At 42.0% G+C, this 15,126-nt stretch carries 11 protein-coding genes; 6 read left to right on the top strand and 5 right to left on the bottom strand.

Features of this window, described 5'->3' with window-relative positions; genetic code table 11:
* Positions 1–206: 206 nt before the first annotated feature.
* The gene (locus tag HQ43_RS09535) at positions 207–704 is read left to right on the top strand and encodes an HU family DNA-binding protein (protein WP_052103135.1); all 498 of its coding nucleotides are present in this window, start codon (positions 207–209) and stop codon (positions 702–704) included.
* Here HQ43_RS09535 and HQ43_RS10145 read toward each other — a convergent pair.
* Positions 701–826, bottom strand: coding sequence for a hypothetical protein (locus HQ43_RS10145; protein WP_255359381.1), 126 nt, complete (start codon positions 824–826; stop codon positions 701–703). The two genes, HQ43_RS09535 and HQ43_RS10145, sit on opposite strands and share 4 nt — an antisense overlap.
* A 35-nt stretch (positions 827–861) precedes the next feature.
* On the opposite strand from HQ43_RS10145, the gene HQ43_RS07215 reads away from it, so the two are divergent.
* Complete coding sequence (locus tag HQ43_RS07215; RefSeq protein ID WP_036791628.1) at positions 862–1,323, top strand: N-acetylmuramoyl-L-alanine amidase; 462 nt, start codon at positions 862–864, stop codon at positions 1,321–1,323.
* Between the two features lie 285 nt (positions 1,324–1,608).
* Positions 1,609–1,983: a hypothetical protein gene (locus HQ43_RS09815; protein ID WP_152567500.1), complete on the top strand. Its 375-nt coding sequence runs from the start codon at positions 1,609–1,611 to the stop codon at positions 1,981–1,983.
* 109 nt (positions 1,984–2,092) lie between these two features.
* Here the strand turns inward: HQ43_RS09815 and HQ43_RS07205 are convergent, their stop codons facing one another.
* A complete protein-coding gene (locus tag HQ43_RS07205) occupies positions 2,093–3,736 on the bottom strand; it encodes a RagB/SusD family nutrient uptake outer membrane protein (protein ID WP_052103134.1) in 1,644 nt (547 codons plus the stop codon).
* 40 nt (positions 3,737–3,776) lie between these two features.
* Entirely contained in the window at positions 3,777–6,965 is a 3,189-nt protein-coding gene (locus HQ43_RS07200) for a SusC/RagA family TonB-linked outer membrane protein (RefSeq protein WP_161785895.1), read from the bottom strand.
* Positions 6,966–7,632: 667 nt separating this feature from the next.
* On the opposite strand from HQ43_RS07200, the gene rnr reads away from it, so the two are divergent.
* From rnr to HQ43_RS07185, 3 genes are all read left to right on the top strand, one after another.
* Complete coding sequence (gene rnr / locus HQ43_RS07195; protein WP_052103132.1) at positions 7,633–9,819, top strand: ribonuclease R; 2,187 nt, start codon at positions 7,633–7,635, stop codon at positions 9,817–9,819.
* A gap of 19 nt (positions 9,820–9,838) precedes the next feature.
* Positions 9,839–10,876, top strand: coding sequence for a 23S rRNA (adenine(2503)-C(2))-methyltransferase RlmN (gene rlmN / locus HQ43_RS07190; RefSeq protein ID WP_036791625.1), 1,038 nt, complete (start codon positions 9,839–9,841; stop codon positions 10,874–10,876).
* A gap of 65 nt (positions 10,877–10,941) precedes the next feature.
* Positions 10,942–12,147 carry a C1 family peptidase gene (locus HQ43_RS07185; protein ID WP_036791622.1) on the top strand — a complete coding sequence of 402 codons (1,206 nt, stop codon included), beginning with the start codon at positions 10,942–10,944 and terminating at the stop codon, positions 12,145–12,147.
* 162 nt (positions 12,148–12,309) lie between these two features.
* Here HQ43_RS07185 and HQ43_RS07180 read toward each other — a convergent pair whose 3' ends face one another.
* Together HQ43_RS07180 and HQ43_RS07175 are read right to left on the bottom strand one after the other, a co-directional pair.
* A complete protein-coding gene (locus tag HQ43_RS07180) occupies positions 12,310–13,956 on the bottom strand; it encodes a PL29 family lyase N-terminal domain-containing protein (protein ID WP_036791619.1) in 1,647 nt (548 codons plus the stop codon).
* 282 nt (positions 13,957–14,238) lie between these two features.
* Complete coding sequence (locus HQ43_RS07175) at positions 14,239–14,937, bottom strand: porin family protein (RefSeq protein ID WP_036791615.1); 699 nt, start codon at positions 14,935–14,937, stop codon at positions 14,239–14,241.
* Positions 14,938–15,126 lie beyond the last annotated feature (189 nt).

Raw genomic sequence — 15,126 nt, 5'->3', positions numbered from 1 at the left:
GAAGAAAAACAGATCACTTCTACAGAAAATAAATGATTAGTAAAGCGATTATTCAAATACGACCGAGAACGACCTCTTTTTACAGAAGTGCCATCCGGTGTGTTATAACTTTGCAATGTCTTAAGAGAGAAACGGCTACTCGCCACTCTCCAAAGGACACCAAAACCTAACTATTTTATTATTCACCATCTAAAAACATTTTTATTATGGCAATCTATTTCAAAGTTCAAGAATCGAAAAACGGCATCAACAAAAAGAGTGAAAAGCTCGTATTTGCAAGAGCCAAAAGCATCGGAGACGTCGGAGTGGAGGATATGGCAAAGCTTATATCGGAACGCTCTTGTGTATCCACCGCAGATGTCAAAGCCACTTTGGACAACCTCGCATGGGCTTCGTCATTCTTCCTCAAGCAGGGTCTGCGTGTGAGTCTGGGCGATCTTGGAAGACTCTCTCTTGTGATCAGAAGCAAAAGCACAACGGACAAAGAGAGCTTCAACATCTCTAAGATCGAAGGAGCAAAGCCGAGATTTCACGCCGGTAAATGGCTAAGAGCAGCCATCAAAGAGGCATCGCTGACCAACATAGAGGAGTACGTCAAAAAGAAAAACAAGCCGGAAGCAGGAGGTTCTGCCGATAACACTTCAGGCAGTGGCGCAGGAGACTCGACAGGAGAGCAGAACGGCGGCGGCGAAGGATCTTTCTAAGCGTACGCACCGACACCGACAGCCCCACTCTTTATCTCTCCGGGATGCTCTCTGACGGCTTCTGAGAGGATGAATGACAAAGACCGGAGCAACACCTCTCTTGCTCCGGTCTTCTTTCCCAAACAGATTTTTAACCATAATACCAAGACCTGTAACAATGGATAACAACAGACGAAAAATAAGACTCATAGTGCTGCATTGTAGCGCAACACGGATAGATGGCAACTACTCCGTTGAAGATTTGAGAAGAGATCACACTGCGCGCGGATTCCGAGGCATCGGCTATCACTTCTACATCCGTACAGATGGCTCTCTGCACAAAACCAGAGAGATAGAGGAGATAGGTGCACACGTTTACGGACACAATGTAAACTCCATAGGGATATGCTACGAAGGTGGTATAGGAAAGGATGGACAACCGGCAGATACTCGGACAGTGGAGCAGAAACATACGATAAGAACTCTTCTGATAGCTCTGAAGCATTCTTATCCGGATGCCGCGATAATCGGGCATAGAGATTTAAGCCCCGATAGAAACAGAGATGGAAAAATTTCTCCCGATGAGTGGATAAAACTCTGTCCCTGCTTTGATGCCAAACAAGAATATAAACAGCTATGAGGCTCTACCTCTCTGAAACAGATGGAAATAAAACAACCGGACTTGAAAAAGCAGAGAGAAATACAAGAAATCCCTCTTGTAAAACAAGAAAAAGAAAAATATCCAAAGTCTAAGAGCAACTCAATAGCACCAATATTCCCTACCGCAAAACAGATGGATAAGAAGCAACAGAATTTGAAAAAGCAATCCGGAACAAAATGCAATTTTATTGTAAAACAGAGGAGAGCAATCCTTTCAAACATGGAGAGAGATTCAACCTCTCAAGTATTCCCTAATACAATACAGATGAAAGAGAAACAACCGGGCTTGAAAAAGCAATCTCAAACACAGCAGCCCCCTATTGTAAGACAGAGGAGAGCAAGCCATTCAAACATGAATAGCAATTCTATCGAGCAGATTGTTCCTATTGTAAATCGGATTATACCGGGAGATAGAGACAAAGCACCCTCATCTCTCTTTTACAAAAAGATAAGATACGCGATGGCTACATCCCTTCTTGTAGCAGGTGTTGTAGTAATCTTCTTCGGGCTTCTCTACGAACCTCAAGGCGAGATTCACCACTCAATCCTCACACTATTCGGGGAACTTGCCACATTTGCCTGCTTTCTATTAGGAATAGAGGGCGAATGGAGAAAAGTAATCAGGAGAAAGCAGAAATAAAAAAAGAGAGTTTGGAGAAGGTCCCAAACTCTCTTTCAAATCTTCTATTCTAAACGGAAATCGTACAGAGTATTACTGCTTTAAGATTCCCAATAAAGAAACAGCTTTATTAGATCATATCCTTTGGTTCTGTTGCCAATGGATTGTTAACGATTGCCTTGTTAGCTTGCTCTTCGGATTCAGGTATTTGAAGAACAAAGATAGGATCACCGGCAGGAACATTGAATCTTGTCAAAGGAGGATACCCACCGGTATTCTTTCCGGCAACATCAACACGGTCGATGCCTTTACCCATACGGATCATATCGAACCAGCTGATACCTTCACCAAAGAATTCAACACGCTTTTGAAGATAGATTTCATCTTGTAATGCCTTAGCGTCAGCAGCTTTAGAAGTAAATCCGGGGTCACGATAAGTCTTAACAAAGTTTTCAAGAACTTGCTTACCTCCGGCCAAATCACCTGCCATAGCCTTAGCTTCTGCCATGATGTAATACATCTCTTCTACACGCATCAACATAAAGTCCACAGAGTTTTCTTCCTTAGCAAGGTCCTTATCCGTCGGAGCAAACTTAAGCACAGTCAAAGGAAGAGTGTGCTTGGTTGCAACCCATTGATATTCGTTTGGATATGCTTTCTTCATAATAGGAGAAGTATATCCGGTCTTTTCTACGCCCTTATTATCCTTGTACTTGAACTCTTCGTAAGCCCACCATCCTTTTCTAACATCTGTATCAGGGATGAGATCAAACAAGCGAGAGTTAATCATCTTGTAAGTACCAACAAGAGTTGTGTAGCCACCATTACCAAAGCAAAGAGATGTAAACATCGATGTCCAGTTTGCAATACCGGATTTAGTTACACGGTCTTCTTTAGTAATGATAATACCCCAAAGAGCATTCTTTGATGTTTGGACATCATCAAAGTTAGGAATAGAACAGTCCTCTATGCTGTATGGAGTAGCTCCGGAAACCTCTATTGCCTTTTGAGCATCTTCTGCAGCTTTAGTAAACTCATGCATAAGCATGTGGGCACGAGCACGGAGTCCATAGGCAGTAGCTTCAGAAATCGCATTCTTTTGCTCAGGTTGGAAGCCATTCAAATACTCAATAGCCTTATTGAGGTCATCAAGAATAAGCTTGTAAACGTCACGAACACTTGCTCTTGGATTGTTTGCTGCGTCTGCCGCTTTAGTCTCTTCCGTTACGATAGGTACACAAGGAGCATCTTCATTACCCTTGTATGTCTTTTGGAAAAGCTGAGCCAAGTGCAGATAACAGAATGCACGCTGAGCCAATGCCTGACCAAGGATCTTTTGGTTTACCGGATCTTGTGTTCCCTTAAGAGGAGCTACAACATCGTTTGCAAGCTTGATATCTCTATAAAAAGCAATCCACGCCCATCCCGGAGTGGTAGATGTTTTAGACTGAAAACTAGTAAGGCGCAGTTCTCTATTAAACCAATTGTAACCATGAGTAGTGGAAACCACATTGTCCCCGGCATGCTCCAAACGGCATATAAAGCTCGGATAGCCAAAGTCCCCTTGCATACCATATACAGTATTGTACTCATTCAAAAGAGCATACATACCTGGGAGACCGGCTCCTGCTCTATCTTCGGAAACCTCAGCTCCATGCTTCAACTGTTCCAAAGACAGAGTGCTTCCTGTCGGTTGGACTTCATCCAAATAAGATTGGCAACTTGTAGTTAGAAGCATAGCCCCTGCTGCCATCACATATAATATCTTTTTCATACTTTCTTCGTAAAAGTTATTTGTTTAACATTCTATCTCCTTATAGGGTGATACGCACACCGGCAGAAAGTGAACGAATAGTCTTATATCCGACACCGGAACCAAAACGTGGATCCAATCCCTTACGAGCAGAGAAGAGTGCAAGGTTATCAGCAACCACGTAAACTCTCGCAGCAGAGATATTCATCGACTTCAATAGACTCTTAGGCAATGTGTAACCTAAAGTGATGTTATTGAGAGCAAGATAGCTTCTTGAAACCAAGAATCTGTCTGAAGTAGAGTCCATAAACTTACCTGCATAGTTTACCATAGGAACATTGGTAGATGGACTTTCTTTAGTCCAAGAGTTCAAGATATCCTTGTGCCATGCATGTCCTGTATTTGTACCACCATGCATCAAGCTTTGGTAAGTGCTATCATAAGTGCGACCACCTAAAGCATAAGTTGCCGTAGCAGAAAGGTCAAAGTCCATGAAAGAGAGACTTGTAGAAAGACCTCCTGTAAGATATGGTCTAACGTCCGTCAAGATAACTCTGTTTTCAGCCTTATTGGCTTCGTTCCAGTTAGTGGTAGTTTCGTACTCGTTCTTCTCCTTATTGTAGATTTGATAAAGGGCTTGTCCTTTTTCGTTAACACCACGATAATGAACGAAAGCACGGTCGTAAATAGAACCTCCAACTCTATACACAAAAGAGCCATCACGATAACCACCTTCTACAGCTTCCCACTCTTCAGGAAGTTTGTCAAGAGTATTCTTGAAATAACCACCATTCACAGACAAAGTCCATTCAAGATCTTTATTTTTGATAAGAGTTCCCATCAATTCAAAGTCGATACCGGTATTACTCATCGCACCGATGTTGTCATAGTATGATCCATAACCGATACTGTTAGGAGTCTTACGTTGGAACAACATATCTGTCACCTTACGACGATAAACATCGATACCTCCGGACAAACGGTTATTGAACAAAGAGAATTCGATACCGGCATTCAAGTTTGCACTGGTTTCCCATGTCAAATTTTCATTACCCTTAGAAGCAAAGCTGGTAGCCAACTTATCGTTTGCATTTTGAACAGTGTACAAGTCCATGTATCTGAAGTTACCGATAGCATCGTTACCCTGCATACCATAGCTGACCTTTACCTTCAACATGTTTACGAAGCTCACTTGGCTCATAAAATCTTCCTTAGAGATCAACCAAGATCCACCAACAGACCAGAAGTTACCCCAACGATTTTCTTTTCTAAATCGAGAAGAAGCATCTCTACGGAATGAAGCTTGAGCAAAATACTTAGAAGCGTAGTTGTACTGAGCTCGTCCCAAATATCCTTCTGTTGCATATCTTCCAAGAGAAGAGCTTGTGTTAGGCTTCAAGATAGCACCTGTCAACTCTGTAGCATTCGGGTCGTACATCTTTTCCTTTGAACCATACAAAGAGTTTGATTGATACTTATAGAACTCGTGTCCCAAAAGGAAATCTAAACTGTGTTGACCGAAGTTGTTTACGTAGGTAAGAAGTTGTTGAGTATTAAGAGAGTTGATTCTTTGAGTAGTTCTGCTTATGATACCTCCATAACCTGCGAACTGACCATAGAATACGTTTCTCTTATCCAAAAACATGGTGTTATCTGTATCAACACCGGCATTGATAGTAGCTTTAAGACCATCAAGAATACTGAAATCTGCATATCCTTTAACAGAAATAACATCAGCAGTTGCTCTGTTTGTATCCAGATTATAAAGTGCCATTGGGTTTGAGATAGAAAGGAAAGGACGCTTTAGACCTGAGTACTCTTCCGTACCGAAGTCATAAATAGTGTTGCCAAACTTATCTATCGCAATGGATTTGTCTTCACCACGGACATAAAGCGGATAAACAGGACCGATGAAGTTTGTAACAGCAAAGATATTTCCGGAGTTCCCTCCTTCTGCTGTATTATCCAAAGAGTTTGTAATGTAGTGAGTAAATGCCATATTAGCACCAACAGTCAACCACTCTACCGGAGTGAAGTCTCCACGAAGACGAGTAGTGAAACGATCGAAAGAAGACGCTACGATATAACCCTTATCACTTAGATAACCGGCAGACATATAATAAGAAGCCTTAGCACTTCTACCGGAAAGAGAGAAGTTGTATTCTTGACGAGGATTTGTGGTGAATACTTCCTTAGACCAGTTGTCCGGCTGAAGCCAATATTTCTTACCCCCATGCTCGTAGATGGTTCCCACAGTAATTGCAGGATTCATCAAGAAATAACCATTGCTTTGTCTCTCAAACCAAGTAGCACCGTCAGGAGCAGTAAATGGATGATAAACAAGGTTAGCAACCTTTGGGTCTTTACTAAAATAAATACCATTTGCAGCGGCAAGAGCTCCCTCTATTGTTGCACCATCTTTTTGAATTTCAGAGTTATATATTGCTTCAAAATATTTTGCAGCATATACTTTAGGATCAGCCACTACGTCGTAATCGGGCACACCACGTTGATTGACACCATAACGAGCCTCGAATGTGATGTTCATGGCATCTTTCACTTTAGATCCGGACTTAGTCTGAATAAGGACTACACCATTCGCACCACGCGCACCATAAAGAGCAGCAGAAGCAGCATCCTTAAGAAGGGTAAAGGTTTCAACGTCTTGTGGGTTAATAGAAGATACGTCTCCGTCATAAGGCACGCCGTCGACAACATACAAAGGACCTCTACCGGCAGAAAACGAACCAGGACCACGAATAAGCAATGATGCAGAAGTTCCCGGCTGGTTATTTCCACTTGTCACGGAAACACCCGGAACCTTACCGGCAATCGCTTGTGTTACGTTAGAAACCTGACGCTTTCCAAGTTCTTCTGCACTTACCTGAGTAGCAGAACCTGTAAACGCACTCTTTTTAGACTTACCGAACGCAGTTACCAATACTTCATCAATAACGGCAACATCGTCTTGCAACAAAACTCTAATGTTTGTTCCAGCAGTAACTTCCTGAGTCTTCATCCCTGCGAAAGAGACAACAAGAGTCTTTTCGGCAGCAGGCACGTTAAAGCGGAAACGACCTTGAGCATCAGTATAAGCTCCACCTTTACCGCTCTTAGCCTTTACCGTTGCACGTTCAATAGGCTGATTGTCCTTTTGGCTGAGAACCACACCGGACACCTCCTTCATCTGTGCGACGACCGATCCTACGCTTATCAATAGGACGGTCAGCAACAACATAAACTTCTTCATAAGCATATTAATTATTTGTAAACCTTTGTACCAAGCTTCCAATAAATCAGCCCCACTCCGACAGTGATAAGACCTATACTGTTTGCTTGCTACATCTAAAACACTAAAATTCTGTATATAAACCAATTACCAAACCTCTTACAAAGAAAGATCTCCAATGTATTCTTCGGGTTCTTTCATACTGCTTATCATGAGGGTTTGACTCTGCTACAAATAACGAAAATCTTTTCGTTATTAACAAACATTTTTGTAACAGCCCTATCACTTTAACACACAAGAAACCACTTTTTAACAATAATACACAAGGAGAAAATTGATAAACTTACTTTCATTTGATGCTAAAAATATTGGGAGAAGATGAATTTGCTCATGAAAGAAAATCCCTTTGATTAAGCACCACGATGAGGAAGTCTATTCCACTCCCATTAATAAAAAAAAGAAACGATTTTAGGAAAAAGAGTACGTACGGAAAGACATCCTTATGAATCAGATAACGATTGGCACTATATTAAAAAAGCATAATATTACTTCAACAGAAAGGCATTCCTACAAATCCCTCCATTTACATCATTTTTAAGAATTGGGGCTCTTTCCTTTCTTGCACTCACAAGTGCAAGAATAATAGTACCTTTGCGAAGAAAAAAAGACTCAATAAGATCTTTGAAAGATGACAAGACAAAATAAAAAGAGTAGAGCCTCAAGAGGATCTATAAGAAGTAAAAACGCAACATATTCTACAATAAAAGATGCTGTTCTAAAGCATCTCTATTCCAATCCTACCAAAACATTCAATCCCAAACAACTCGCTTCAAACCTTCGTCTTAACGTAGGGAATGGAAGAATTTTCATACAGCAAGCTCTTAATGAACTCAGAAAAGAAGAGAGTATCAATGCCATAGGGAATCATCGCTATCGTCTCAATTATAAAGGAGACCGGTATGATGCAATATTCATAGCTCGTGCCAATGGAAGACATACGGCAAAGGCTGTAGAGAACGATGAGATATTCTTAATAGACAACAGAGATACTCGCAACGCCCTCAATGGAGATCGGGTGCGTATAGAGGTTCTGCCTAAAACTTTTTCCCATAGCAATAACAGAGCTGCTCAAGTAGTAGAAATCTTGGAACGTGCACAAGGGAATTACGTAGGAGTATTACAAAAGCCTCTTGGAGCAAAAGTGGGCTTTGTAATCCCGGAAGGCAATAAGATTCAAAACGATATCTTCATCCCGTACAAGTACACAAACGATGCAAAGGATGGAGATATGGTATTGGTTCGAGTAATGGAATGGAGACAGGAAGACAAGAATCCTGTCGGAGAGATAATAGATGTACTTGGACGACCGGAAGATAATGACACCCAAATGCACGCAATATTGGCGGAGTTTGGACTTCCTTATAAATATCCGGAAGAGCTGGAGCAGTTGGCAAACGAACTTCCTGAAGGACTATCCGAAAAAGAGCATTCGACAAGGGAAGATCTAAGACATCTTACCACCTTTACAATAGACCCGATAGATGCCAAAGATTTTGATGATGCAATCTCCTATGAACGACTTGAGAACGGCAACGTCAGTGTCGGAGTTCATATCGCAGACGTTTCTTTCTATGTGAAGCCCGGCGATCCGATAGATATTGAAGCTCAAAAAAGAGCGACGAGTATTTATTTGGTGGATCGTACGATACCGATGTTGCCGGAGCGTCTTTGCAACGATTTGTGTTCTCTCAAGCCGAATGTGGATCGTCCTGCCTACTCCGTAATATTCGAGCTCAACGATAAAGCGGAAGTGGTGAACTACAATATCGTAAAAAGCATCATCCATAGCGATGCACGTCTGACCTACGAGCAGGCGTATGAAATAATCAAAGGGAAAGGAGATCCGGCTGAAGAGGTAAGGCAATCCATCATCCATCTTAGCGAGATTGCTCAAAAAATAAGAAGCAAAAGATTTGAAGCCGGCGCCATCAACTTTGAAAGGCAAGAGATTAAATTCATTCTTGACGATCAAGGTAAGCCGACCGATGTTTACACAAAAGAGAGCAATGAGGCTCACCAGCTCATTGAAGAATTTATGCTTCTCGCCAATAGAACCATCGCCCAACATGTAACCAAAAAACATTTGAAGGGTCATCCCAAGAGAGCTTTTATCTATCGTATCCATGACTTGCCCAATGAGGCAAAGCTGCAAGACCTTTCCAAATTTATGATGAAGCTTAAGTATGTACTCAAATTGGACGGCAACAAAGAGCACATATCAAAGGCGCTCAACGAAATGCTCGTGGCTTTTCGAGGCAAACCGGAGCAAAATATGTTGGAAACAATAGTATTGCGAACAATGTCCAAGGCAATATATACGACAGATAATATCGGACACTATGGATTAGGATTTCCTTTCTATACTCACTTTACATCTCCCATCAGAAGATACCCGGATGTTTTGGTACACCGATACCTTTGGGCATACGAACATGAACAGGAGTTGGACAGCCCTGGCATATTAGAGTCGCAAGCCCGCCACTGTTCGGATCAAGAGCAGTTGGCATCTCAAGCAGAACGTGCATCCATCAAACTCAAACAGGTAGAATACATGTCCGATAAGATCGGAGAAAGATTTGAGGGCATGATAATAAGCGTTACAGATTTCGGATTCTTTGTAGAAATCAAATCCAATGGTTGTGAGGGTTTAGTGCCCATACACTCTCTTACAGATGACTTCTATGTTTACGATGAAAAGAACTTTTGTTTGATTGGAAGGCAGTACGGCAGAGTCTTCAAACTGGGAGACAGCGTAGAGATAGAGGTTGACAGGGTAAACTTCGAGAGAAAACAGATAGACTTTATTCTCTGCTGAAAATAACAATAGACCAATCATGAAAACACTTATAGGTCATACGCTGAAAGAGCTTGAAGCTTTGGTAAAAAGTCATAACCAACCCAAGTTCAGAGCTAAGCAGATTGCGGAGTGGCTTTACGTACACAAAGTAACAGAGATAGAAGAGATGAGCAACCTGCCCATCTCTTTTCGACAACAGCTTTCCGAGAATTATACCATTGGACGCCATGTTCCCATTACCACACAACGTTCTAAGGACGGCACGGAGAAATATCTCTTTTCAGTAGATACAAAAAAAGGCTTGCGAGAGATAGAGACCGTCTATATCCCCGAATCCGATCGTGCAACACTATGTATATCCAGCCAAATAGGCTGTAAAATGAATTGCTCATTTTGCCATACCGGCAAGATGGGCTTTTTATTTAACCTCTCTGCGGCAGAAATCATCAATCAGTTTCTCTCCTGTCCTCATATAGAGAAGCTGACAAATATCGTATTCATGGGCATGGGAGAGCCTTTGGACAACTATGATGAAGTATCGAAAACCTTAGAGATACTGACTGCTCCTTGGGGTTTGGCATGGAGTCCGAAGCGAATTACGGTAAGCACAATAGGGCCAAGAGACGGGCTGCTGAAACTATTACAGGAGCAACAGTGTCAGGTCGCCATAAGCATTCACTCTCCGTACCCGGAAGAGCGTGCAGCTTTAATGCCCGTAGAGAAAGCTTTCCCGATAGAGGAGGTCATAGCAACACTACAAAAGTTTGACTTTTCCGGTCAGCGTCGGCTATCGTTCGAGTACATTGTTTTCGATGGTCTCAATGATGATCTTCGCCATGCGGAAGCTCTTATCCGCATACTCAAGCCTCTGCTTCCCTATTGCAGGGTAAATCTTATTAAATATCACTCTATCCCGGGCGTGGATCTTCGTTCTCCTTCTCCGGTAAGAGTACAAAGTTTTGAGGACTATCTCAACTCTAAAGGAGTCAGATGCACTACCAGAAGATCACGAGGGGAGGATATCTTTGCCGCATGCGGTATGCTTGCCACCACAAAAGGCAAGAAGCCGGAATAGCAAAAGTTTGCCTATCTTTGGCTGCGAATGTTCAATAACCTAATATACTAATAACAAAAACAGAAATGAAAAGATTATTTCTTTCTCTTGCTCTGATCTGCGGTGTATTTTCACTGCATGCACAAGAGGCATCTACAGATGTTAAGAAAAAAGAGGCTTATGTATTCACCCCTGTGAAAGAGCTCAAGATCACACAGGTAAAGAATCAGTCCAGAAGCGGTACCTGCTGGTCTTTCTCCGGTATAGGATTTTGGGAAGCCGAAATGTTGAGAATGGGTAAACAACCTGTTGATTTAAGCGAAATGTTTGTTGTAAGCCACAGCTACAAAGATAAGGCTGTGAAATATATTCGTACAGACGGACACATCAACTTTGCTCAAGGTGGTTCGTTCTACGATGTGCTTTATGTTCTCAAGCATTACGGAGCTGTTCCAAGCACCATAATGCCCGGTCTCAACTATGGAACCACTATCCACGCACACAGCGAACTCGAAGCCGGAGCAGTGGGCTTCCTTAAAGGAATTGAAAAGAACCCTAACAAGAAGCTTTCCACAGCTTGGAAGCGTGCATTCGACAGCATCATAGATGCTTACTTGGGCGAACTTCCTACCGAGTTTTCTTACAATGGCAAGAAGTACACACCAAAATCTTTCGCAGAAAGTATCGGTTTGGATGCAGACAACTATGTTTCTCTCACTTCATACACCCATGTTCCGTTCTACTCTTCATTCGTGATGGAGATTGCGGACAATTGGCGTCACTCCAGCAGCTACAACCTTCCGTTAGAGGAATTGATGGCTACAATGAAGAATGCTATCAATACCGGTTATGCGATAGCATGGGGTTCGGACGTTAGCGAACCGGGCTTTACTCGAGACGGATATGCTCTTCTTGTAGATGTTGAAAGTGCAGAAAACTCCGGCTCAGACCAAGCACGTTGGGTTGGAGCCACTCCAAATCAAAGGAATGAAATGATCCGTGATCTTGTAACACACATCAATACTCCCGAGATCAAGGTTACACAAGAATATCGTCAAGAAGGATACGACAACAAGACCACAACAGACGACCACGGTATGGTTATTTATGGTATTGCTAAAGACCAAACAGGAAAGCTCTTCTTCATGGTTAAAAACTCTTGGGGAGAGACCGGAAAGTACAAAGGAATCTGGTATGCCTCAGAAGCATTTGTTGCCGGAAAGACGATGAATATTGTTGTGCACAAGAACGCTATACCTAAAGAAATTAGAGCAAAGTTGGGCTTGAAATAAGACATCCCTACCAAACAGAGCAAAAAATATAAAGGGCGAGACGGAATAATTTCCGTCTCGCCCTTTTCTGATTCTTGTTTTGAGTAGAATAGGAACGGAGAAGCCAACCCAATGTTTCGGCTCTCTGTTCCACAAAGATTTATCTTCCCAAAGATGACTCTCTTATTTTTTTCTCATCAATCGGACTGGCAGGGCTGACTTCTTCTCCATCGTGTGAATACGAGAATAGTTGAACTCCACATCAAACATAAAGCGGTAAGCATAAGAGGCGTACTTCTCGTACGTATCCGCATTCCAGAAAACACTTGTACGCCTATTTAGAACTATCCCTCCGACTCCTTCTCCGTGCTCATTACAATTCATATAAAAACCAGTGGTAATAAATGTTCTAGATATATCCTTTTCTTTATTGGTTGCCCAATACTCTTCTTTGGCGACATCAGCCAACACTGTGGTATCATCTCCCAAGTGACGAATCGTAACTGTATAGGTAAAGAAGGCACTTTTTTCCTGTTTCAAAACATACCTGTACGCGGCTCTATATTTGCTGCCGTTACCCTCAAGACGTACTGCATACGAGATACCGTTGCCTACACCCTGATAGTAACAACGATAAGTACTCTTGGTGCCATCCAAAGTAATATCTTCGTTTTTCTCAACAGGACCGAATGTTGAGTTAAGAAGCAACACCTGCATAGCTGCCGGAAATACCGTAAGCATTTCATCCTTTGTGGGCACAGCATATTGATCTCCCAATGAAGGATTATCTCCCAATATCGATTTCCCCTCTACGTTTCCGTTAGAATCTTTTACTCCCATAAGTCTGAACCAAGAGAAGAAACCGATATCGGTATTATTACTCAGATCTGTAAGAAAATCGGTTCCCGTTTTGTTCAGATAGAATTTCGACATGTAAGACATCGGGATAAGAGGATTCATCTCTTCGTCTCCGGTTATGGGAGCAGCTCCTTCAATAATAACCACATTGCACTCTGCTTTCTTACCTCCTGCTATTGCTATGATCTTAACAGCACCTTTAGCCAAAGCCGCTACGTTACCTTCATTATCCACTGTTGCCAAAGTTTCGTTAGAAGATTGCCAGACTATCAGTGTAGAAGCAGCCTCTGCCGGTTTGATAGTCGCTCTTATCTTAAAGCGTTCTCCAACTTTAAGTTGCTTCTGAACCGGATCTAGAATGATCTCTTTCACCTCCACTATGGCAGGTTTCTTAGGAATAATAAACTTGTGTCCGTTATATTCGATGATGACGGATTCGTCTGTTTCGGTAATCTTCAATACTTCGGAGAGATCCTGCCCGGTAGCCTTTACCGGTTTTCCGTCTGCACCAAGAACGAGTTGCCAAGTTTTACCATCGTCAACGCTCACTTCCCACAATCCATTTCCATTCACTCTCAATTTTGGTGCTATACCTGAGGCTTTTATTTTATTACCATCGGCATCACGCATAAAGTCGCCATTCAAAGTCCAGTAGAGCTGACCATCGGTATCGGTTTTCACTCCAACCGCACTTCCGTTCTTTATTACAATCTTAGATCCATCACTCATAACGAGTTCGTAGCCGCTCTTGTCCGCAAGCTCTGTATAGGATACTATTCCTATCTTTTTGTTTTGAGCATCCAACAACTCCTTCATCGCCTTGATGTCGGAATTGGTCGTTGTCATTAAAGTCTCAAGATTTTTCAGCCGGACTTCGTGTTCGTCTAATCTTTTTCTTAGATCACTCAAATCCGAACATGCCGTAAAAAGAATAAATACCGGCAATAACCAGAAGAAAATACTTCTATTCATCTCATAAGTTTTTAATAAGTTAGAAATAGGTTATTACATCTCTTGAAGTTCGGCAAGCGTACAAATGCTTTGCAAAACCTCACTGCACGAAAATAAAAATAATAATTGCGAAATACAAATATTTGTTTAACCTTTCTCCAAAAGTAGTATTTCTCATCCGGGCACTTAAAGGTCAAAACAAATACAACGATACCCCATTATCTCATGCACCAAATCAAAAAAAAGAAAAGGCGGAAAGAGTATCCCCCTTCCGCCCCTATGAAAGTCTTTATGTCTGACCTTTTAGAATCTGAATCCTATGGAAGCATAAGCATTAAAATTCTTCAATGTGGAAGATGAACCAACACCCAAAAGGTCTCCCAAAAGGGACTGCACCTTAACATTATTGGTAAGACCATACTCGGTACCTATGCGGAAAACAGCTCTTGAAAAGTCCACAGCCACAGAAGCGTTAATACCGGCATCAAATCTCTTAAATTCCAATGACTTTTTTACAGACTCCGGCATTGAAAACAGATCCATGTCAGAGTCTCCATAAACACCTTTACCGCTGAGAGCATAAGCAAAATAAGGACCAACCTCAGCGGAGAAACCTAATGTCGGACTCAACTCTGCACGAAATCCGAGATTAAGAGGAACAGAAAGATAGTGGTAGTTGAGGTGTGCTCTGTTGGCTTTGGCATTATCTCCGCTCAAAGGACCAAGACCAAAAATCTTTCTAAAGCTATTCAGATCATAGTTTCCTCCTTGAGACTTAAAAGTAAGACCCGGAGCAATGTACAAACCACCACCCAATCCGATTTCCGCTGCACCGGATACCCGGTAGCCCATCTTTACTTTAGAGTTCAGATCAACAGAACTAGCTTTGAACTCCACTATGGACATTACGCCTCCCACTTCTATTCTCGGACGAATGTTTTGCGCGTTTGCAGTAAATAGCCCTCCGGCTAAAAGTAACAGTGCTAAAAGTTTCTTTTTCATTGGTATTTCTGTTTTTTAGAGGAAAAAACGCTTAAAGCTTCTTTTTGTTCTACTCAAACCTTCTCTCCTTAGGGTTATACATAGAAAGCACAAATATGATATGCCTTCTTAAAATATCACCTTGCCATACAAGCCGATTGCGTCGGTTATTTTACAAAGCAGTGCATGACAAATGTATAAAGAAGAAGC

Origin of the sequence: Porphyromonas canoris (assembly GCF_000769115.1) — a bacterium.
Classification (GTDB): Bacteria; Bacteroidota; Bacteroidia; order Bacteroidales; family Porphyromonadaceae; genus Porphyromonas_A; species Porphyromonas_A canoris.
Note: the sequence above shows the minus strand (reverse complement) of the source record. Positions and strands in the feature narration are given on the sequence as shown.